Below are 19,387 nucleotides of genomic sequence, written 5' to 3'. Positions count from 1 at the left end.
TCGGGTCAGGCGGGCCGGAATGCCAGCAGGGCCGCGGCTTCGTCGACGGTGAGCATGTCGGCGCGCACTGCATCCAACAGCGCGCCCACCTCGTCCTGGTTCATCTCAGGGCCGGCGAGGGCGTCCTCGGCGTGGACCGGAGCCGGTTCGGTCCCCGCTCCGTAGGCGACAGCGGTGACATGGGCCGCCATGGTGGCCAGGTCAGGGTGGTCGTACAGCGTGACAGGCCGTTCGGCCAGGCCGTACGTGGCGTTGATCGCGGCCATGAACTCGGCCGCGCGGATGGAGTCCAGGCCGAATGCGTGGAAAGGTGCCTCGGGGTCGATCCGTTCCGCGTCGCAGCCCACGATGCCCGCAAGCCGATCGCGCAGCGCCTCGCGCACCTGGGCCGGGGACTGGTCTGCGGCCTGCGGCGCGGGGTGGCTCTGAGCCTCGACATGGCGTGCGAGGGCGGCCGGGGTCGGGTGGTCGTACAGGGCGTCGGCCGCCACTGTGACACCGAAGCGGGCGTTGAGCGCGGCCATCAGTTCAGCGGTATGGATCGAGTCCAGGCCCAGCGTCCGGAAGCTCTGTTGTGGATCGATCCGGTCGGGCACTGTGCGCAGCACGGCGGCAAGCGCCTGGATCACGCCGGCAAGGCCATCGGTCAGCGGTACGCCGGTCATGGCTGCTGCCTCCTGGGTTATGGGTCGTTGCGCTGGGACTGCTCGCCGTCTCATGCGCCCGACGGACGCCACCAGCGCGCGGAGCGTGCCCCCGATGTGCGACGGATCGTGGACTCACCCCGTGCGCGCACAGCGAGCAACGCGACGGTCAGTGCGGCCAGTTCATCGGCGTTCGCCTGGCCTCGTTCGACGCGTACGCCGAGCTCCGCCTCACTCGTATCGGGCATGGTTCCTCCTCGAGCCTCCTGGACACGTTCCGCCACCACGCTCGACGGACGCTTTCGTCCCGCTGGAGCGCACTGCCCGGGCCACGGCCCGACCCGCGGACACACCCGGCGCGCGGACACACCCGGCGCCGCTCGCGTCCGCTCGCGCGGTTCAACGGCCTGATCGCCCAGGGAATGCGACAACCTGGCGAAGCGGCTCTTCTCGTCCGCGCTCCGCTACGACAGCATCCGGTGACGGGGGCACTGCCGACGCGGCCGGCGGTCGGGTCTCCAACGGGGTCCGGCGATGCGCCTGGCTCACCAGATACCGGCCGTGTACGCAGTGGGTGGCGAACGACCAGTCGTCCACGAGCTCGGCCTCCTCGTCCAGCACCGGGTGTCCGTCGGCGTCCCAGTGGAAGCCCACGGCGCTGAACCGGCGTCGCATGCCCTGCCCGAGGGCCTTGGTGTAGGCCTCCTTGAGGGTCCACAGACGCAAGAGGCGTGCCATGCGCTCGCCGTCCGGCAGTGCGTCGAGCACATTGGCCTCCCGCTCGGTGCAGACCTGGGGGCGCAGCAGGTCGTACGACATCTCTCGCGTGCTCACCTCGGCGTCGACTCCGATCGGTCCGTTCAGGCTGACCGCGGCGACGATGAGTTCCTCGGTGTGGGCGAGGCTCAGCTGCAGTTCCTCGCCGAAACCGCGCAACGTGGGCCGGCCACTGGGCTGGTAGGCGATGTCGAGGTCCCCGGGGGCGACCTCGAGGACCGCCGCGGCGGTGTGCTTGACGACCAACCGCGAGACCGCGAAGACAAAACGGCTGGGCGGGGTGGGCGCCTCCCGGTAGCGCGGCCAGTCCCGGCCGAGCAGGGTGCGCAGTTCAGGATCGAGGAGCGCGGCTGTGAGCCACTCGCCCCATGATGTGTGCACCACGACGTGCCCCGTGGTCTGGGCGCGTTCGGCCACCTGGTCCCACGGATGCTGGGGTCCGGCCACATGAATGGGTTCTGCCACGGTCCGGTGCACGGTCAACTCCCCGACCTTTCCTCCCAGGACCGCCCCTGGGCGTTCACTCCTGGTTGCTTTCTCGGTGTGCGGCCCTACGTGCTCACCACAGCAGCCGCGTTGCGTACAGGTCGCAGTCGACGCGCTGTTGTACGCGCTCGGCCAGTTCGGTCCAGACGGCAAGGCTCGCGCCGGCGGGAGAATCCGTGCTGACGGGCAACGGCAGGCCGAGCCGCCGACCGATGCGGCGCAACGCGAGCAGCGCCCATTCGGGCCGGCCGAGGAAGCCCTCGCCCGATTGGGCGGCGGCACGGGCCACTCCGAGGACCGCGCTCGCCTGGAGCACCAGGGCGAACCGGTCGGCAAGGGCACGCGCCGGCGCGCCGTCCGGGTCGGCGGCGGCCGCGGCCCGGAGTGCGCGGTGCGCATGGCGCTGCTCGGTCGCCAGCCTGCGCCCCAGCTGGGCGAGTTGGGTCGCCATCCCATCACCGTCGTCTGTGCCGAAACAGTGAGCTGCCGCCTCCGGCAGTACGGCCAGGAGCGCCTCGGTGCACCGAGTCGCGCCGACGCCCGGTGCCGGCCTCGCCAGGCGGAACAGTTCGGGCATCGCGGCCGGCTGTGCTCGCATCGACGGCGCACGAACCAGCTGCTGCTGTGCCACAAGAGCGGCCCGCCCATCGACGCCTGCCGTGGTCCGGTGTCCCTCCAACGCGGCGAGCACCCGGCGTTCGGTGCGGTCCGGTCCGAACCCGCTCTCCTGCAGGACCAGCTCCAGATCCGCCAGCAGGTCACTGACCAGATGCGGGATGAGGTAGCCGGTCGCGGCGACCGGCAGCGCCCCGGCGTCATCCGCAGGGGCGAGCCCGCGCAGCGCGACCGTGGTCAGCGCCTCACAGGCGAGCAGGTCCGCGAAAACGGCTGCGAGAACGGGCAGCCACTGCCGCGCCGCCGGGTCATGCCGGGCCCGGCCGTCCACGATCGCGGCGGTGGTGTGCAGCACTCCACCTGTCGCTGCGAGCAGCGCCGCAGGTCCCAGCAGACAGGCGAGTGCCTGAGCCGGTTCGTGACGCAGCGGGTGCAGCACCCAGGCTTCGGCAAGGCCCAGGTCGCGCCGGAGCAACGGCCGGAGCCCGCGCACGAATTGCGCCGCGTCCGGCCAGGCGGCCGGCTCGTCGCCGATGCCGTCAGGGGCTGCTGTACGAGGCGCTGTGCCGCTCATGCCTGCGGCGGCCGCGAGCGCGGCTGCGCCGTAGGGGTTTGCGGGGTCTTCGGGGTTTCCGAGCAAGGCCTCCAGTCGTAGCGCACGCTGCGCCACGTCCACAGGAACGGGAACGGCTGCGTAGCCGCGCGCCCCGGCCGAGTGTCCAGGCCCCTCGGTCGCGTTCGTTGTCCTGGCTGTCTTCGCCGTCATCGCAGGCGGCTCAACTGACTCTCCGCACGCCACTTCGCAAGGCTGAGCGCCGCCCTGCCGTCGCGGCCGAACCACTCCCGCACGTAGTGGCGGGCATCGACCAGGCGGGCGTCGGGGCCCAGGACATCCGCCACGGCCTGCGGCCTCAGCAGTACCTGGTGCGTGGAGATCAGAGTCACTCCGGACACCCCGGGTTCGATGGACCACTCACCGGTGTGGGCAGCGACGAGGTCCACGGGCAGCGTCTCCTTGTAGACGATGCGCCCGGCGGCGGGAAAGCACAGCCGTACGGTCTGTGCGGTGACCGAAAGACCGGTGTGCGCGGCACAGGTTTCCAGTACGGCGATCTGAACTCCGGGCCGTTCCTCGCAGACCTCCGCGGCATCGATGTGCGGCAGGAGATCGGCCCAGTCCTGGACTCGGTAGAGAAAGTCGTAGACGAGTTCGGGAGGGCCGTCGATGCGGGTGGTGTCCTGGAAGGACAGCAAGAGTTCGTCGAAGGCGTCCCACTGTTCGGCGATGCGCCGGAGCCCGTCGAGGCGCAGCAACACATCCGTGTCGAGTTCGCCGGGTGTCCGGGTCGAGGACTCGCAGCGCAGCGTCAGGCTCGAGCGCGCTGTGTCCTCGGGTGCGACGCTCCAGGTCCCGGACGCCACCGCGCCTGGCCAGGAGGTCTCGCCCGCCGCGAACTCCTCGTAGTCGACCGACCGGTCCTCAGGCCGCAGCACGCGCCTGACCCGGGTGGAACGGACCCGGCCGGCGACGAGTTCCCACACCCACAGGTGCTCCTCGACGCCGTCGAACTCCATGCGTTCCACGTGCATGTATGAAGGGAGGAACAAGGGCCATCGTGGAGCGTCGGTCAACAGGCCGAAGACCGCCGAGGCGGGGGCGGCTACAGAGACCGTGTGCTCGACGAAGTGTGCCGACCGCGACGACATGAGCGGGGCCTCCTCCCAGTCCGCGCAGATACGCCGAGCCTGAACGGCACACCTGGAGCGGTACTTGAGCCCGGACGGAGGACCCGGTTCACGTTCTTCGGTTTCCCGGGTGAGTGGTGCTCAGCCGGTCGGGGTCAGGCCGCGGTCGGCGGCCGTCCCGTTGAGGCCGGTGCCGCCCGAGGCAGGGGCGCTGAGCGGGCCGGAGACGAGGATGGAGCGCTGCAACTTGACGAGCGCGGCCGAGGGTTCGAGGCCCAGGTCGCGCACCAGTGTCGTACGGAGCTGCTGGTAGGCGTTGAGCGCCTCGCCACGGCGGCCGGAACGATGCAGGGCCACCATGAACTGTCCGTACAAGCTCTCGTGGGTGGGGTAACGGCTGATGAGCACGGTCAGTTCCGCGAGGAGTTCCCGGTGCCGACCCAGCCGGAGGTCGGCGTCGATGCGCTGGTCGAGTGCGCATAGCCGGCTCTCCTCCAACCGTTTGATCTGCGGCTTGAGATGGGGTCCGGCCTGGATGTCGGCCAGGGCTTGTCCGGTCCACAGGGCCAGTGCCTCGTTCAGCCGCTTCGCTGCCTGCGGGTAATCCTCTGCATCCATCGCCCGGTAACCGGCCCCTGCGATCCGCTCGAAGTCCCGCACGTCGCTGCGTCCTTCGCCGGTATTGAGCAGATAACCGCCGGGCACGGTCATCAGCACGTCCTTGGCACCGCGCGACGTTTCATCGCCCTGGCGCAGTGCCGCTTCGATCAGTTCACGCAATTGCAGGATGTACGTCTGCAGAGTGGGGCGCGCACTGCGCGGGGGCTCGGTGCCCCAGAGTTCTTCGATCACGGTGGCAACCGGGAGGACTTGGTCGGCGTTGAGCGCGAGCAGAGCAAGTACTTGTCGCGGTTTGGGGGCCGTGGGGGTGACCGAAACACCCTGTTCCCGTACGGCCAGTGCACCGAGTACGTCGATGTCCACGCTGTCTTCCCGTCGTCTGTGGAATGTTCGTCGAGCGCGCGACCAGACGGCGCGCGGCTGGGCCCGATGGGCCTCGTTCGACCCGTCAGCCCCAGGGGTTGTTCGGGTCGGGCTCGACTTCGACGGGCTGCTCGCCATCGGCCGGTCCGGCGGACGTCACCGCGGGCGCCGCCGGCGCCGCCGAGTCGGCGGCGGTGGTCAACTGCGAGGTCGTGCCTGCCACGACCGCAGCGAGGAAAAAGGCGCAAGAGGCACGAAGCAACCAGTTCTTCATCATGTGCGCTGGCTCCCGTTTCACGAAGTCCGCCCTGGTGGCGGCGCTTGAGGATGCCTAAAGGCTGGCAAGTCGCGCCATCGCGTCACGATCGACCAACCGCCCGTGACGATAGAGGAACGATAGAGGCCGCATCGGGCCATGCTCCGGGACCGTCCAGAGGTTCGCCGACGCCCTGCTGCCCGGGAAAACTCCAGGTCGGCGCGGGTTCACGGGCGGGAGCGGCGCAGCATGTAACAGGCCACCGATCAGTGAACACCCCAGACAGGTGGCCGAAATTGATCCGTGATAGCCGAAAATCGCCGATCCATAAGCGCGAGAATGCTGATACAGAGGGCCCTCACTTGGCCATTCCAGCCGTATGCCGCTTTACGGAGCGCTTCCCCGCAGAATGGCACCTCGGCGCGATAGGGCGTTAAGGACTCGTCAAGACCGTTCGCCGATCCCGGAACTCCCGAACCTCGGGGCCGAGGTGCCCGATCCGCGTGCGAGCCTCTCGAACCAGGAGTTCTTGTCGGCGGAGCACGGGAATGGACGCCCGACCCCTGTTACATACACGTGTTTCACGCGTTGACTGGCTCATCAGCGGATCTTTAGAGTTCATCGAGCGGCGCACGTTCCTTGGGGGGGAAACTACGTGGGGCAGCAGACCATGTCCGGGGACGGCAGCGAGTTCTGCTCATCGGGCCTCGCGTTCCGCATTCTCGGGCCTCTCGAGGCGAGCGTCGGTTCCACACCCCTGTACCTCGGCGGTACGCGCCAGCGGACTGTACTGGCCGCGCTTCTGCTCGACCCCAACCAAGTGGTGAGCACCGACCGGCTCATCCGCGCCGTGTACGAGGAGAATCCGCCACCGACGGCACGCGCCCAGCTCCAGATCAGCGTGTCGGGTCTGCGGCGCCAGTTCGTGGCCCACGGCGCCGACGACGTCATCCGGACCCATCCCAGCGGATACCTGCTGCAGACCGATGAGGCGGGCCTCGACGCCCTGCGCTTCCACTCGCTCGTCGACACAGCGCGCGAACTGCGGGACGCGCGGCAGGATCAGCAGGCGGCGGCCGCCTACCGTGAAGCGCTCGCACTGTGGCGCGGCGCCCCGTTGGAAGGGCTGCCGGGCGAGGTGGTCGAGTCCGGGGCGCGCCGGCTCACCGAGCAACGCGTCACCGCCGCCGAGGAGCACCTCCGCCTCAGACTTGCTCTGGGTCAGCACAGCGTCCTGGTGAGCGAACTCTTCGACCTCATCGAGGAGTTCCCCCTGCGCGAGCGGCTGCGAGGCCAGCTCATGCTGGCGCTCTACCGTTCCGGGCGCCAGGCGGAGGCGCTCAGCGTCTACCGCGACACCCGACGACTCCTGCTCGACGAGCTGGGCGTGGAACCCGACATCCGGCTCCGTGAACTCGAGCATTCGATTCTCACCACGGACCCCCGTCTCGACCACCCGGACAGCCGGCTTCCTCCCGCCGACGACGGCGGGTCGACGGTTGCGGCGGACGTTCCGGAGATGCTGCCCGCCGCCCTCGCCGACTTCACCGGGCGGGACAGCCTCATCACCCGCATCCGCGAACTTGTGGTGGCGCCCCGCGACAGCTCCCCGCTGGCAGTGCCGCTGGTCACCCTCGTCGGCAAGCCGGGTATCGGCAAGACCACCACGGCCATCCACGTGGGCCACCAGGTCGCCGCGGACTTCCCCGACGGCCGGCTCTACGCCGAACTGCACGGCACGACGTCCGCTCCCGTGTCGCCCGCCCAGGTGCTCGAACGGTTCCTGCGCGCCCTCGGCGTCCAGGGCACGGCGATCCCCGAAGGCCTGGACGAACGGGCGGAGATGTACCGCGCGCTGCTCGCGCAGCGGCGGGTGCTCATCATCCTCGACAACGTCGCCGAGGAGAGCCAGATCAGACCGCTGCTGCCCGGCAGACCCACCTCCGCAGTGATCATGACCAGCCGTCGCCATATCGGCAGCCTTGCCGGCGCTGTACGGGTCGACGTCACGACCTTCGCACCGCGGGAGTCCGCGGATCTCCTCGGCCGCATGGCAGGGGCGGAGCGCGCCGCGGCGGAGCGGCAGGCCACGACCGCCCTCGCCGAACTGTGCGGGCATCTTCCGCTCGCCCTGCGCATCGCCGGTGCCCGGCTGGCCGCCCGGCCCCACTGGGAGATCGCCGAACTGGTGGAACGCTTCGAGGACGAGACCCGAAGACTCGACGAGATCAAATATGCCGATGTCGGCATCCGGGCCGTCCTCAGTCTCGCGTGCGAGGGCCTGAGCGAGGGCGGACGGCGGCTGTTTCGGCGGCTGGCGCTCCTGGAGGAAGGGCCGTTCTCCCTGTGGGCGGCGATGGCGCTGCTCGACCAGCCCGAGGCAGCGGTGCGCGACTTGATCAACGAGCTGACGGACTCCCAACTCCTGGACGCCGCCGGCGCGACGACCGGGCGTAACCGGCAGTACCGGCTGCACAGCCTCATCGTGCTCCTCGCCCGCGAGCAACTGGTCGCCGAAGAGAACACGCACGACCGGGAGGCCGCTGTCCTGCGGGTGCTGGGCTGCTTCCTCTTCCTGCTGGCGCAGGCGCGCGATCGCGAGTACGGCCGGGACGCGCTGATCAAGAGCGATGACGTGTTCCTGTATCCGCTGCCCGCCCCTTTGGTGGACCGGATCCTCACGGAGCCGCTGCAGTGGTTCGCCAGGGAACGCTCTTCACTGCCCGCCTACGTCCGGCGGGCCGGCATGATGGGACTCACCGAGCACTGCTGGGGACTTGCCATGACCTCGGTGCTGTTCCTGGAGACGCAAGTGCGCCTGGACGACTGGCGCAGCACGCACGAGACAGCGCTCGCCGCGAGCCGCAAGGCGGGTGACCGGACCGGCGAGGCGGCCATGCTCCAGTCGCTCGGCTGGCTTGCCGTGACCCGGCAGCACTTCGCCCAGGCCGATGAACTTTTCCGCAAGGCCACAGCGCTGTTGGAGGAAATGGGCAACCACCTCGGTATCGCCCAGACCGCGCGAGGACTCGGCTTCTTGGCCCGGATCGACGGCCGCCTCGATCAGGCCACCGCACACTACGAGGCCGCGTTGAAGATCCTGCGCGAGCGCGGCGAGACCGTCGACATGGCCTACTGCCTGCACCACTTGGCGCAGATCCAGCTGACCAAGGGTGATGACGCCGCGGCCGGCCGGCTGCTCGACGAGGCGCTGCGCCTGAGCCGGCAGGGCAACGGCCGGCGCGTCGAGGCCCAGGTGCTGCACCGGTTGGGCAAGACACATTTGGCGCGCGGCGACCTCGAGGCCGCGCTGGACGCGTTCGAGCAAGTCCTGCGCATCGTCCGTCTGATCGGCGATCACACCGGTGAGGCGTATGCCCTCCACGGCCTCGGCTCGGTACTGCTGCTGCGCGGGGACGTCAAGGAAGCCGCGAACGTGTTGCAGGAGGCCCTCGCGCGCGCGGAGGAGAACCATGAGCGGCTGATCATGGGTCACACCCTGGTCAGCCTCGGGGAACTCTCACTCGCCGCCGGCGACGCCAAGGAGGCAGTCGTCAGATTGCGGCGGGCGCTGGCGCTGTTCCGGCTCGTGAACATGCCGGACGAAGAGGCGAAAACGCTCTGCCGGTTGCACGCGGCCCATCTGGCCGCCGCGGACACCGATGCCGCCGAGCAGTGCCGTGCGGAGGCGCAGGCGCTGATCGCCTCGATACCCCCGGAGGTCGCAGGACATGTCCTCGACCGCCTGCGGGAGATGGCGGGGTGGGTCCCGTCAGGTGATGGTGAAGGCGGCGAAGTGATGGTGGAGCGAGAAGTTTAAAGTCACCCGGCAGCGCGCCGGTTCGCCGGAGATGCGGAACGTGGTGGTGACCTCGGGACAGGTGGGTGTCATGCCGAGCCCGGAGAAGTACCGGTCGACGTCGAACACGATCTGGTAGAGCCCTTGGCTCTTGCCGTGGTCGTCCCAGTCGTCGATCCGGCCGCTCTCGTCCGTCTTGCGCGCATCGAGCACGACCCATTCCTGGTCGACGAGCGCCTCAAGTCTCGCGTGCAGGCCGACGGCGCCGCGGCCGTGGACGCTCTCCAGCGTTTCTACGGTCAAGTTCACCATGACCAACCCTCTGCTCGAACACGGTCGGGGTCGAGCTGCCGTGACCTGGGTCAGAGGATCAGCACCCCTCTATTTGCTGCCCCTAAAACGCTACGTTGCATTCACTCCACTGACAACCACACTTTCCTCCTCAACTAACGCTATACGCAAAGAAGTTGGGGAGATTTAATGGGATATCAGTGGATTCAAACGCAGTGCTTTCCCTCTCACCCGTTGCAACGAGTGAGAGGGAAAGCAACACCGCACGGGCATGCGACACGGATGCTTCTCTCCGCGCCATCATGGTCCCCCGCGGGCCTTGACTGGCGCTGGAGTTTGGGTCGAATACCCAAAGCGCATATGCCCTGGGGTACTTGGTGCGGCAACGGGCTGCGACCGGCCGGGGCAGCGGACGTCACAGATCGGGAGAAGGTGCGGCCTCCCGCCGGCGCGCGGCGTGCGCTCCGCCTTCCGACCGCGCGGTCTTGCGTCCCTTGCTGCCGGGCGACAGCGTGCCCGGGTCGACCGCTTCCGCAGGCGCCCCGGTGGTGTACAGGCCGTCGGGCACCGCGTCACGGTCGTGCGGCAGCAGCCAGAACACGCGGCGCCGGAACGTACCCGAGGTCCGTGAGGGCTTGGCTCCGGTGCCGAGCACCGCGTAGCCGACCATGCGGCCGTCGCGATGGTAGGTGGGGCGGCCCTTGCGTGTCGGGAGCCGGTCCAGGCTCTGGCGAACGTAATCGAGCCCATGGATGTCCTCGAGCCAGACCAGCTCGACCTCGTGCACCAGTTCGTCGTCCGCGATGAGGGCGCTCACCCGGTCTCCTCGTCGGCAGTCAGCCCGATACCCGGGTAGTACTTTCGCTGGTTGGAAAGGATCATCTGTTTCGGTGACTCCAGACCGAGTGTCTCGCGGACCCGGGCGGCGAAGGACCGGGATGAGACGGCCGGAGCGCCTTCCTTGTGGCACCAAGAGCCGTAGGCCGCGTAGAGACCTGCCTGTTCGGCCCGCAGGCCGTGGTCCAGGCGGCACGACTCCGCGAAGAAGCGACCTATGTGGTCCTCGGTCTCGGCGTACGCGGTGGTGGCGATGCGCACGCGCTCGGGACCGTGCAGGTCCTTGTCACCGCTCAGGTACCGGCGTGCTCCCATGATCAACCAGTTGAGGATGCCGGGTCCTTCCTCGCTGACAAGAATGTCCGCCAGATTGTCGACCTTGTACTGGTCGGCGACGACGCGCTCGAACGGGATGAGCCGCATCCGGCGCCAGAACGCGAAGCCCCCGGTCCCGACTTCGGGCTGGTGGTTGCCGAGCAGCCAGAGCTTGTGGGTGGGCCGGAAGCTGAAGAAGTCCTGCCGCATGCGACGTGCCTTGATGCGGTCGCCACCGGTCAGATGCTTGATGCGTGCCTCGTCAAAACGGTCCCCGGGCCTGACCTCGCTGCACACGATGAGCCGGCGGCCGTGCAGTTCGGCGAGGTCGGTGGGGTGCCCTTCGTAGGAACGGGCCATCAGGAAACCCGGCGGCGCGGCGTCCGCGTAGTCCCCCACGAGTCGCATCACCACGTCCAGGAGCACGGACTTGCCGTTCTTGCCGGAGCCGAAGAGGAACGGCAGGACCTGCGCGCCGACGTCGCCGGTGATGGAGTACCCGAGCAGCAGCTGCAGGAAGCCGATCATCTCCACTCCTGCGGGGCCGTCGCCGAACGTGTCGGTGAGAAACCGGTCCCAGCGGGGCACAGGGATCGCCTCGGGAGCCGCGGCGGTGCGGCGGGAGTGGAAGTCCCGGTCGGGGTCCGGAGGGCGGACCAGTCCGCTGTGGAGGTCGACGATGCCTCCGGGAGTGCACAGCGCGTACGGATCGGCGTCCAGGAGCGCCGCGTTGAGCACCATGCCCGGGGCGGTCCTTGCCTGGGCCAGCATCGCGTTGATCCCGGCGGTGCTCAGGGCGCGGCGCCGGTGCTGCTGCAGAGCGGACGCGCTGTGGACTCCGCGCGGGTCGCTCGGAGCAATGGCCTCGGCCAGGTCACCGGCGGCCCACAGCACGGTGTCGTCCTCGTCGATCTGCCAACACGTGCCGTCCCAACGGCACCAGCCGAGCCCGGGGACGTGCCGGTAGTCCCTGGCGTAGAGGCTGACGAACAGTTTGGCGTTGCCGCGGTCGGACAGGGAGTCGGGCAGCAGTCCGCGGGCGGTGGTATCCGCCCCGCCGCCTGGCACGGCACTGCCACCGTCCAACGGGCCGAGAACCGGCGCGGTTTGTACGCGCTGGGCAAGGATCTGGGCGGCGACCGCCTCCGCGTCGAAGTCGAAGAGCGCGCTCTCCTCGGACGTCATCCGGTGCCTCGAAGGACTAAGGGTCTGCGCGTGCCGGCCTGCAGGCCGCCGCGGATGATCGCGGCGTGGCGTCGCAGCCGGCCGGGACGAGCCGCCTCGGCAGCCTGGTTGAGCAGGTCCAGGACCTCGCCCATGTCCAGATGGCCCGCGGCCACCAGACCACCTGCGGTGTAGGCGGCCCGGTTGAGTTTCTCGGAGAAGCTCGCACCTTCGGGTACGGCGGCACAGCCGTCCACCTCGGCCAGTACCGCGGCCAGAGCTGCCCGCGCCGCCGCGTGGCCGCCGCCGGCCGCGGCCACGGCGGCGCGGGCGCGCGGTGGCACCGGACGGGTCGCTGCGGGAGTGTCCTGCGGCAGATGCCCCGTGCGCTCGAGTTCCCGGGCCAGCCAGCCCGGCAGCGGCGCCGGCCGGGTGCCGGGGCCGACCACCTCGTAAGCGCCTGCGCGAGTGACAGTTCCCGGGGCGACGATGTATCCCCCGCAGGCCCGGATGTCGACCTGCCAGGCCAGTGAACGCCCCGAACCCGAGCCGGTGGAGCATTGCCAGCGGCGGGCGCGAGGCACTTGGTACCAGACGTGCAAGCCTCCGGAGGGGGTGCGTACGCGCAACGTGGTGGTGTCCTCGGCGGGACTCGGCGCACCGCGCAGCGCGGCCAGCACCGCGAGGGTGTGGAATCCGTTGCTCAGTCCGGTGAGATCCACGCTGTCGGCAATGCCGATACCGGGCAACAGCCGCTCCCGTGCGGGGATTTCGCGTACGTGAGCGTCGACGTCGACAACGAGCAGACCTGCCGCGCCACAGGCGACCCCCACGCCCAGGTCCGGGTACTCCCCCCACCAGCGGTCGATCCTCGCCGAGTCGAGCGTGGCCGCGTAGAAGCCGTGACACCACCGTCCGGCCGATGCGCAGCCGCATCCCCGGTGCGAGTGTCCGGGTCGGCGGCAGGCCGCGCAGTTGCCCGACGGCGTCTTGCGTCCCGGGGCCAGCGGATGCACCGGCCAGCCCTGCGCGGCAGACCACCGCGCGATGGCGAGCGACGGCAGGTTGGCTGCCCCGGGTATGGAGTAGCCGGCAAAGTCACGCAGCTCAGCGGCCATTGGTACCCCCCATCAGCGACCGAAGCGACCCGGCGATGAAGCTAGCGCAGAGCACGAGGTGTGGTGCCAGAGCCTTCCCGAGTCCTCGAGTGACGGCAATCCGGGCGCAGCGACCCGCGACGCCGGGGCAGCGACCCGGGCTCGTCGGTCGCCAGCCCGTCTGTTCACAGGGAAAGCGCAGCTCACAGGTGGTACTTCTGCGCAGCAGCGACTGAAGCGACTGAACGTTGTCATCTGTGACGCCAGGAACTGCTACGCACCAGTGAATTGGCTGCACATATCTGGGATGTGGGTCGCTTCAGTCGCTCAGCGGGCTCTGTGAAGTCTGTGACCTGGTGCTTTGTCGAGCTACTGAGGAGCGACCCGCCGCGCCCCAGGTAGCTGCGCGTCGGTCGCCGCCGCGCACACCGTCTGCCGCGCCGCGAGCGTGGCTCAAGTGCTCCTTGAGCGTGTCTGGTGCGCTTCGCGAGGCGGCGGTCCGACTGGGCGTCCAGTCAGTGGAGATGAGGCCTAGAGGGCCTCGCTCGACTCCAAGTCATCTACTTGCACGTGAAGTTGGCGTGCGGCCCGCTCCAGCGAGTCGGCCTGGTCCGTGCGGCCTTGCGTGCGCAGGGTGGCCGCGGCCGCGGCGAGGTCGCGGGCCGTCTGCACGAGCAGCGCCTGATCCGCGGCGTCCGCGGCCGGTCGCGCACCATCGGCGATCAGTGCGAGCAACGGAGCGGCCACCGCGGTGGCCGGGGCCTTGGCCGTATGCAGAGCGTGCGCCACCCGCAGCCGCAGCCGGGTCAGCTCCGGTGCCTCACAGTCCGCAAGCACCCCGGCCAGGACCGCCGGCTCCCGGCGGCCGAGTCCGTCGAGGAGTCCGCAGGAACGCAGCGCGTCCAGGGCGCCGACGACCACGGGCGCGCCGCCGTCGATCAGTTCGGCCAACAAGGGCGGGTCGAGGGGGTGTCCGCCGAGGACGGCGAGGGTGTGGGCGGTCGCACGGGCGGCGGGACCGCTGTGGCGCAGCAGGCGGGCGACGCCCTGTACGAACGGCCCTTCGGGTACGGGATGGCAGGTGAGGGCGTCTTCGGCCAACAGGGCCTGCAGCAGCAGCGGATTGCCGCCGCTGAGCCGGTGCAGCCGTGCCGCCGCGCGCGGGGGGATACGGCCGGTCGCGGTGGCGTGCGCGGTCACGAATCGCTCGGTCTCCGCCGGGGCGAGCAGGGCGAGTCGCATCCGGTGCACCTGCGGGCTGCGCAGGGTGTCCGCGGGAAGCAGGGCGCGCCACCGGTCGCCAAAGGTTGCCGTGGCTGCCACCACCGTGACCGGGGCCGGCTGCGCGGTCCGCAGCACATACTGCAGGGCCTGCAGGGACTGCACATCGCAGTGATGCACATCGTCCACGCACACCGTCACGCTCCCTCGGCGGCCGAGGTCGCGCAGCTGGGAGCACAGGGCGGCGCCGATGTCCGTGGCGGAGCGGTCGTCGGTGGTCAGCAGACCGGACAAGTCCGGCTCGGAGCTGCCGGCGAGGAGCCGGGCCAGCATGCCGAAGGGACGTTGCCGCTCGCCGGCGGCCGCGGTCAAGACGGTGCCTGTCACGGCAGCCTGGTGCGCGACCTTCTCCAACAACGCGGTCTTGCCGAGCCCCGGCGCTCCCTCGATCAGCACGGCCACGGACCGACCCGGAGCACACGCGGCGAGCACCGCCTCCTGTACGGCAGCCGCCTGTGTCTTGTCCCCCTGCGCCATCCCGCGCCTCCTTCGCCCTGCTCGCTGTCGTCCCGCGCTGTCCTGTCAGCATGGGAAGCGCGGCTCTACCGGCGCTGGAGCACAAGTCGACCCGGCTTTCCTCAAGTCGGGCTGTGGCGTCGCTCGGGCGCCGTCCGTCACGCTGGGCACTGCAGCATCCGCTCCACGACCAGGTCGGATGCCCCCTTGTGCGGCCCGCCCGGCTCCCCCTTCCAGGCGGGCCGCCTCCGCGCGTCCGCACCACCTGACCTTGCTCGCGCGTGCCGCCGAGCAGTACGGATTCCCTCGACGCCAGGGATGCACCGGCCACATGAGTGGGACCGGCATCGGTCAACGGTGGCTGGAGTCTCCGGATCCGTTGGGAGGCGTCAGTCGACGCTCGGCAGAATGTGCGGCTCCGCGAGGTCGTCCTCGTATCCCGCGAGGCGGATCGGCGCGGACCGCGCCCACACCTCAAGGCTCCCAAGCTGGCCCCGGCGCCGGTCGGTTGAGGACCGTTGCTCGCTCTTCGACTTCTCTGGTGTCACCGCGCGCGCTCCTTCTGTGTCGGGTAACCCTCGGCCGCACCGTCGAGCCTGCCCCGGGACGCCGCGGCCGCCCGATGGGGCATGGATGCGCACGACGAACCGAGGCGGCTTCGCGCTGTCCGCCGGCAAGGACGCCGTCAGGCCATGATCCACGGGGGCTGGACCCGCGGGGCGCCACCCGTCGACGGTCGCTGCGATCCCCACGCAGGCTGCTGCGCGGCGACCACGATCCCCCACAAGTGTCCTGCGGTCAGCGAGCGCACGGGAACGGCGAGCTGACCGGCGAGGCTGACCCCCCAGGCGGACTCCAGGGCGCTGACGATCTGGATGAGGGCCATGGAATCCAGCCCGTACGCCTGCATCGGGACAGCCGCATCGAGCGGGTCGTCGCCACCAAGGCCGGGCAGGACCTGGCGCAGGATCTTCTCGAACTGCACGTTCCACGGGGCTTGAGCCATGGGTACGCATCCCTTCCGACAGACAAGGCGGACGTGCCCACCTTGCTCGTCCCGGCTCGAGCCTCCGTCGACGCTGGTTGGACTCCACCTCCCGTTCAGCCAGGGGGCAGCCCTCCCCGCCATGGCGCCACACAGTCGTCAGGTGGCGCCATTTCCACGGCAGCCGCCATGCATTCGACAGGCCAGGCAGCCGCACCACACGAGACGCTCGCCAAAAGCTGACCTCAACACCGGAAGCAGAGATGTGCCACACTGACACCGAACGGCGCCATAGTGGCGCCACGCGTACGGAAAGGAAGAACCATGAACCAGGCACCCCCTCCCCCGCACGGCCTGCCCATGGACCGCGACGCAGGACCCTTCGACCCGCCCCGAGCCATCACACGGTTACGCGGAACCAGCCCCGTCAGCCCGATGACCTTCCCCGACGGCCACCAGGGCTGGCTGGTCACCGGATACAGCGCGGCCCGCACCCTCCTGGCCGACACCCGGTTCAGCTCCCGCCAGGACCTCGGCCCCCTCCACATCCCGTACGAGATCCCGGGCATGCCGCCTGTCACCGAGCCCTCCCCGCAGGAGCCGGGCCTGTTCATCAGCATGGACCCGCCGGACCACACCCGGCTGCGACGGATGCTCACGGGAGCTTTCACCGCCCGGCGCATGAAGCAACTCGAAGAGCACATCGGCGACATCGTCGAGCGGCGCCTCGAGGACATGGCACAGATGACGGGAGAGGTGGACCTGGTCAAGGAGTTCGCCCTGCCGGTGCCCGTGCTCGTGATCTGCGAAATGCTCGGGGTCCCCTTCGAGCACCGGGACAAGTTCCAGGCCGACACCACCAAGTTCATGGAGAAGGACGTGGTGATCGAGGAGAAGATCGCCGCATACGTGAGCCTGACAACGTTTCTGGGCGAACTGGTCGCACGCAAGCGTGCCGAACCCGCCGACGACCTCCTGTCCGACCTGGCCGGCCGCGACGACCTCGGCCTCGACGAAGTGACCGGCGTCGCCTTCTTGTTGCTGCTGGCGGGCTACGAGACCACCACCAACATGCTGGGGCTCGGCACCTTCGCTCTCCTCGAACACCCCGCGCAGCTGGCCAAGTTGCGCGAGCACCCGGAGCTGGCCCCCGACGCGGTCGAGGAGCTCCTGCGCTACTGCTCCGTCGCCGACATCTTCTACCGCTACGCCACGCAGGACATCGAGCTCGAAGGCACCACCATCCCGGAAGGCTGCACGGTCGTGGTCTCCCTGCTGGCGGCCAACCGCGACCCCGAGCGGTTCGAGAACCCGGACGCCCTGGACATCCGGCGCACAGCCCGCGGCCATCTCTCCTTCGGCCACGGCGTCCACCAGTGCCTCGGTCAGCAACTGGCCCGGATCGAGATGCGCGCCGGTTTCGCCGGCCTGCTGCGCCGATTCCCCGACCTGCGCCTCGCCGTCCCCGCGGACGATGTGCCCCTGCGGACCAACATGAACATCTACGGCGTCCATGCCCTGCCGGTCACCTGGACCCGAACCGCCCCCTAGCCGACGGCGGTCCAGGCCGTACCGGGGAGGAAGTCACCACCTGGTACGGCCGCCGCGCGGCTCACGCACGGCCCGAGACCCGCATGCTGTCCCGGACCCACTCCGTCACCACATGAGTGGGCGTGCCGGGGGTGAACAGAGCGGCCACCCCCATCCGGTGCAGTGCGTCGATGTCGGCCTCGGGAATGATGCCGCCGCCGAACACCGTGATGTCCTCGGCACCTTCCTCCCCCAGCAGCCTCAGCACATCGGCGAACAGTGTCATATGCGCGCCCGACAGCACGGAAAGACCGATGGCGTCGACGTCCTCCTGTATGGCCGTGTCCACGATCTGCCGTGGTGTCTGGTGCAGGCCGGTGTAGATGACCTCCACGCCCGCGTCCCGCAGCGCCCGGGCGATGACTTTGGCGCCACGGTCGTGCCCGTCCAGGCCCGGCTTGGCGACCACCACGCGGATCGGAACGGCAGAGGTCTCGGTCGGCATCTGAATCCTCGAAGCATTGACGGGATACGGGACGAGCTCAGTACGAGCTCAGTACGTGTCGCCGGGGACGTAGGTGCCCCAGATCTCGCGCAGCGCATTGCAGACCTCGCCGACGGTGGCCCGGGCGCGCAGGGCGTCCTTCATCGGGTAAAGGAGATTGTCCGCCCCCTGTGCGGCCTTCTGCAGCGCGGTCAGGGCCTCGTCGACGGCGGACTGGTCGCGTCGCGCGCGCAGTCGGGCGAGGCGTTCGGCCTGCTGGGCTTCGATGGCGGGGTCGACGCGCAGCGGCTCATAGGGCTCTTCTTCATCGAGCTGGTAGCGGTTGACCCCGACGACGACGCGTTCGCCGGAGTCGGTCTCCAGAGCGATGCGGTAGGCGTTGCGTTCGATCTCGTCCTTCTGAAAACCTCGTTCGATGGCGGCGACGGCACCGCCCAAGTCCTGGATCTTTGCCATCAGTTCGACGGCTGCCGTCTCGACGTCATCGGTCATCTTCTCCACCACGTAGGAGCCGGCGAAGGGATCCACGGTCGCGGTGACGTCCGTCTCGTAGGCGAGGACCTGCTGCGTGCGCAGGGCCAGACGGGCCGACTTGTCCGTGGGCAGGGCGATGGCCTCGTCGAAGGAGTTGGTGTGCAGCGACTGCGTGCCGCCGAGGACCGCGGCCAGTCCCTGCACCGCGACCCGGACCAGGTTCACCTCGGGCTGCTGGGCGGTCAGTTGCACGCCGGCCGTCTGCGTGTGGAACCGCAGCATCATCGACTTCGGGTTGACCGCCCCGAACTCTTCACGCATCACCCGCGCCCAGATCCGGCGCGCGGCACGGAACTTCGCCACCTCCTCCAGGAGGGTGGTGCGCGCCACGAAGAAGAACGAAAGCCGAGGCGCGAAGTCGTCCACATCCATACCGGCGGCCACGGCGGTACGCACGTATTCGATGCCGTCGGCGAGCGTGAAGGCGATCTCCTGCGCGGGCGAGGCCCCGGCCTCCGCCATGTGGTAGCCGGAGATGGAGATGGTGTTCCACTTGGGAATCTCCGCCCGGCAGTACTGGAAGATGTCCGCGACCAGACGCAGCGACGGCTTGGGCGGGAAGATGTAGGTGCCCCGGGCGATGTACTCCTTCAGCACGTCGTTCTGGATCGTGCCCGTCAGCTGATCCGCGCCCACCCCCTGCTCCTCGGCGACCAGTTGGTACAGGAGCAGCAGCAAGGCGGCGGGCGCGTTGATCGTCATCGACGTCGACACCCGGTCCAGCGGAATGGAGTCGAACAGCACCCGCATGTCCTCGATGGAGTCGATGGCGACCCCCACCTTGCCGACCTCACCGTGCGCGATCGCCGCGTCCGAGTCGTGGCCCATCTGGGTGGGCAGATCGAAGGCCACCGACAGACCGGTCGTGCCGTGGGCGATCAGCTGCCGGTACCGGGCATTGGACTCCGCGGCCGTACCGAACCCCGCGTACTGCCGCATCGTCCAGGGACGGCCGGTGTACATCGACCGATACACACCACGCGTGTACGGATACGCCCCCGGCTCCCCCAGCTTCTCGGCCGGCTCCCAGCTTTCAAGGTCCTGCGGCCCGTAGAGCGGCTCGATGGGCAGTCCGGACTCGGATGTTCTGACTTCACCCATCAGTCATGGCCCCCGGGGCGTCATGCCGGCCGTAGCGCCGCGCC

The 19,387-nt window shown here is 69.4% G+C and carries 18 protein-coding genes; 2 read left to right on the top strand and 16 right to left on the bottom strand.

All coding sequences use genetic code 11. The annotated features are described in order from the left end of the window. Positions 1–5: 5 nt before the first annotated feature. From G6045_RS01935 to G6045_RS01905, 7 genes are all read right to left on the bottom strand, one after another. Positions 6–665: a phosphopantetheine-binding protein gene (locus G6045_RS01935; protein ID WP_165329967.1), complete on the bottom strand. Its 660-nt coding sequence runs from the start codon at positions 663–665 to the stop codon at positions 6–8. A gap of 50 nt (positions 666–715) precedes the next feature. After that, the gene (locus G6045_RS01930; RefSeq protein WP_165329966.1) at positions 716–892 is read right to left on the bottom strand and encodes an acyl-CoA carboxylase epsilon subunit; all 177 of its coding nucleotides are present in this window, start codon (positions 890–892) and stop codon (positions 716–718) included. Positions 893–1,043: 151 nt separating this feature from the next. Beyond that, positions 1,044–1,886, bottom strand: coding sequence for a 4'-phosphopantetheinyl transferase family protein (locus G6045_RS42110; protein ID WP_328707623.1), 843 nt, complete (start codon positions 1,884–1,886; stop codon positions 1,044–1,046). Positions 1,887–1,980: 94 nt separating this feature from the next. Beyond that, on the bottom strand, positions 1,981–3,096 hold the full coding sequence (locus tag G6045_RS41130; protein WP_165329965.1) for a hypothetical protein: 1,116 nt from the start codon (positions 3,094–3,096) through the stop codon (positions 1,981–1,983). A gap of 188 nt (positions 3,097–3,284) precedes the next feature. Further along, positions 3,285–4,229, bottom strand: a complete 945-nt coding sequence (locus G6045_RS01915) for an SRPBCC family protein (protein WP_165329964.1) — start codon at positions 4,227–4,229, stop codon at positions 3,285–3,287. Between the two features lie 120 nt (positions 4,230–4,349). Next, on the bottom strand, positions 4,350–5,192 hold the full coding sequence (locus tag G6045_RS01910; protein ID WP_165329963.1) for an AfsR/SARP family transcriptional regulator: 843 nt from the start codon (positions 5,190–5,192) through the stop codon (positions 4,350–4,352). Positions 5,193–5,277: 85 nt separating this feature from the next. Beyond that, a complete protein-coding gene (locus G6045_RS01905) occupies positions 5,278–5,415 on the bottom strand; it encodes a hypothetical protein (protein ID WP_165329962.1) in 138 nt (45 codons plus the stop codon). Between the two features lie 688 nt (positions 5,416–6,103). Between G6045_RS01905 and G6045_RS01900 the strand changes: the two genes are divergently transcribed. Beyond that, positions 6,104–9,268 carry an AfsR/SARP family transcriptional regulator gene (locus G6045_RS01900; RefSeq protein ID WP_165329961.1) on the top strand — a complete coding sequence of 1,055 codons (3,165 nt, stop codon included), beginning with the start codon at positions 6,104–6,106 and terminating at the stop codon, positions 9,266–9,268. On the opposite strand, the gene G6045_RS01895 is transcribed toward G6045_RS01900, so the two are convergent. The 7 genes from G6045_RS01895 to G6045_RS01865 form a co-directional block, all read right to left on the bottom strand. Then, complete coding sequence (locus G6045_RS01895) at positions 9,221–9,559, bottom strand: hydroxyisourate hydrolase (protein WP_165329960.1); 339 nt, start codon at positions 9,557–9,559, stop codon at positions 9,221–9,223. The genes G6045_RS01900 and G6045_RS01895 overlap by 48 nt on opposite strands. Positions 9,560–9,953: 394 nt before the next feature. Next, positions 9,954–10,355 carry a DUF6009 family protein gene (locus G6045_RS01890; protein ID WP_165329959.1) on the bottom strand — a complete coding sequence of 134 codons (402 nt, stop codon included), beginning with the start codon at positions 10,353–10,355 and terminating at the stop codon, positions 9,954–9,956. Then, positions 10,352–11,875 carry a DNA primase family protein gene (locus tag G6045_RS01885; RefSeq protein ID WP_165329958.1) on the bottom strand — a complete coding sequence of 508 codons (1,524 nt, stop codon included), beginning with the start codon at positions 11,873–11,875 and terminating at the stop codon, positions 10,352–10,354. Before G6045_RS01885 ends, G6045_RS01890 begins: the two co-directional genes overlap by 4 nt. Beyond that, positions 11,872–12,972 (bottom strand): bifunctional DNA primase/polymerase, encoded by a 1,101-nt coding sequence (locus G6045_RS01880; protein WP_165329957.1) that lies wholly within the window; start codon positions 12,970–12,972, stop codon positions 11,872–11,874. Before G6045_RS01880 ends, G6045_RS01885 begins: the two co-directional genes overlap by 4 nt. A gap of 510 nt (positions 12,973–13,482) precedes the next feature. Continuing rightward, complete coding sequence (locus tag G6045_RS01875) at positions 13,483–14,709, bottom strand: AAA family ATPase (RefSeq protein ID WP_165329956.1); 1,227 nt, start codon at positions 14,707–14,709, stop codon at positions 13,483–13,485. Between the two features lie 368 nt (positions 14,710–15,077). Continuing rightward, positions 15,078–15,236: a hypothetical protein gene (locus tag G6045_RS01870; protein WP_165329955.1), complete on the bottom strand. Its 159-nt coding sequence runs from the start codon at positions 15,234–15,236 to the stop codon at positions 15,078–15,080. A 137-nt stretch (positions 15,237–15,373) separates the two neighbouring features. Continuing rightward, positions 15,374–15,694, bottom strand: a complete 321-nt coding sequence (locus G6045_RS01865; protein WP_165329954.1) for an acyl carrier protein — start codon at positions 15,692–15,694, stop codon at positions 15,374–15,376. A gap of 303 nt (positions 15,695–15,997) precedes the next feature. On the opposite strand from G6045_RS01865, the gene G6045_RS01860 reads away from it, so the two are divergent. Continuing rightward, positions 15,998–17,224, top strand: coding sequence for a cytochrome P450 (locus tag G6045_RS01860; protein ID WP_165329953.1), 1,227 nt, complete (start codon positions 15,998–16,000; stop codon positions 17,222–17,224). Positions 17,225–17,285: 61 nt separating this feature from the next. Here G6045_RS01860 and G6045_RS01855 read toward each other — a convergent pair whose 3' ends face one another. Together G6045_RS01855 and G6045_RS01850 are read right to left on the bottom strand one after the other, a co-directional pair. Beyond that, positions 17,286–17,708, bottom strand: a complete 423-nt coding sequence (locus G6045_RS01855) for a cobalamin B12-binding domain-containing protein (protein WP_165329952.1) — start codon at positions 17,706–17,708, stop codon at positions 17,286–17,288. 48 nt (positions 17,709–17,756) lie between these two features. Continuing rightward, entirely contained in the window at positions 17,757–19,343 is a 1,587-nt protein-coding gene (locus G6045_RS01850; protein ID WP_165329951.1) for an acyl-CoA mutase large subunit family protein, read from the bottom strand. Positions 19,344–19,387: the final 44 nt, after the last annotated feature.

Source organism: Streptomyces mesophilus, assembly GCF_011044995.1.
GTDB classification, from domain to species: domain Bacteria; phylum Actinomycetota; class Actinomycetes; order Streptomycetales; family Streptomycetaceae; genus Streptomyces; species Streptomyces mesophilus.
Note: the sequence above shows the minus strand (reverse complement) of the source record. Positions and strands in the feature narration are given on the sequence as shown.

What these genes read in the sequence shown, in the direction of transcription:
- G6045_RS01875 (WP_165329956.1), bottom strand. Translation starts at nt 14,709, where the DNA reads ATGGCGCAGGGGGACAAGACACAGGCGGCTGCCGTACAGGAGGCGGTG.
- G6045_RS01915 (WP_165329964.1), bottom strand. Translation starts at nt 4,229, where the DNA reads ATGTCGTCGCGGTCGGCACACTTCGTCGAGCACACGGTCTCTGTAGCC.
- G6045_RS01930 (WP_165329966.1), bottom strand. Translation starts at nt 892, where the DNA reads ATGCCCGATACGAGTGAGGCGGAGCTCGGCGTACGCGTCGAACGAGGC.
- G6045_RS01860 (WP_165329953.1), top strand. Translation starts at nt 15,998, where the DNA reads ATGAACCAGGCACCCCCTCCCCCGCACGGCCTGCCCATGGACCGCGAC.
- G6045_RS01935 (WP_165329967.1), bottom strand. Translation starts at nt 665, where the DNA reads ATGACCGGCGTACCGCTGACCGATGGCCTTGCCGGCGTGATCCAGGCG.
- G6045_RS01855 (WP_165329952.1), bottom strand. Translation starts at nt 17,708, where the DNA reads ATGCCGACCGAGACCTCTGCCGTTCCGATCCGCGTGGTGGTCGCCAAG.
- G6045_RS01880 (WP_165329957.1), bottom strand. Translation starts at nt 12,972, where the DNA reads ATGGCCGCTGAGCTGCGTGACTTTGCCGGCTACTCCATACCCGGGGCA.
- G6045_RS01885 (WP_165329958.1), bottom strand. Translation starts at nt 11,875, where the DNA reads ATGACGTCCGAGGAGAGCGCGCTCTTCGACTTCGACGCGGAGGCGGTC.
- G6045_RS01850 (WP_165329951.1), bottom strand. Translation starts at nt 19,343, where the DNA reads ATGGGTGAAGTCAGAACATCCGAGTCCGGACTGCCCATCGAGCCGCTC.
- G6045_RS41130 (WP_165329965.1), bottom strand. Translation starts at nt 3,096, where the DNA reads ATGAGCGGCACAGCGCCTCGTACAGCAGCCCCTGACGGCATCGGCGAC.
- G6045_RS01895 (WP_165329960.1), bottom strand. Translation starts at nt 9,559, where the DNA reads ATGGTGAACTTGACCGTAGAAACGCTGGAGAGCGTCCACGGCCGCGGC.
- G6045_RS01865 (WP_165329954.1), bottom strand. Translation starts at nt 15,694, where the DNA reads ATGGCTCAAGCCCCGTGGAACGTGCAGTTCGAGAAGATCCTGCGCCAG.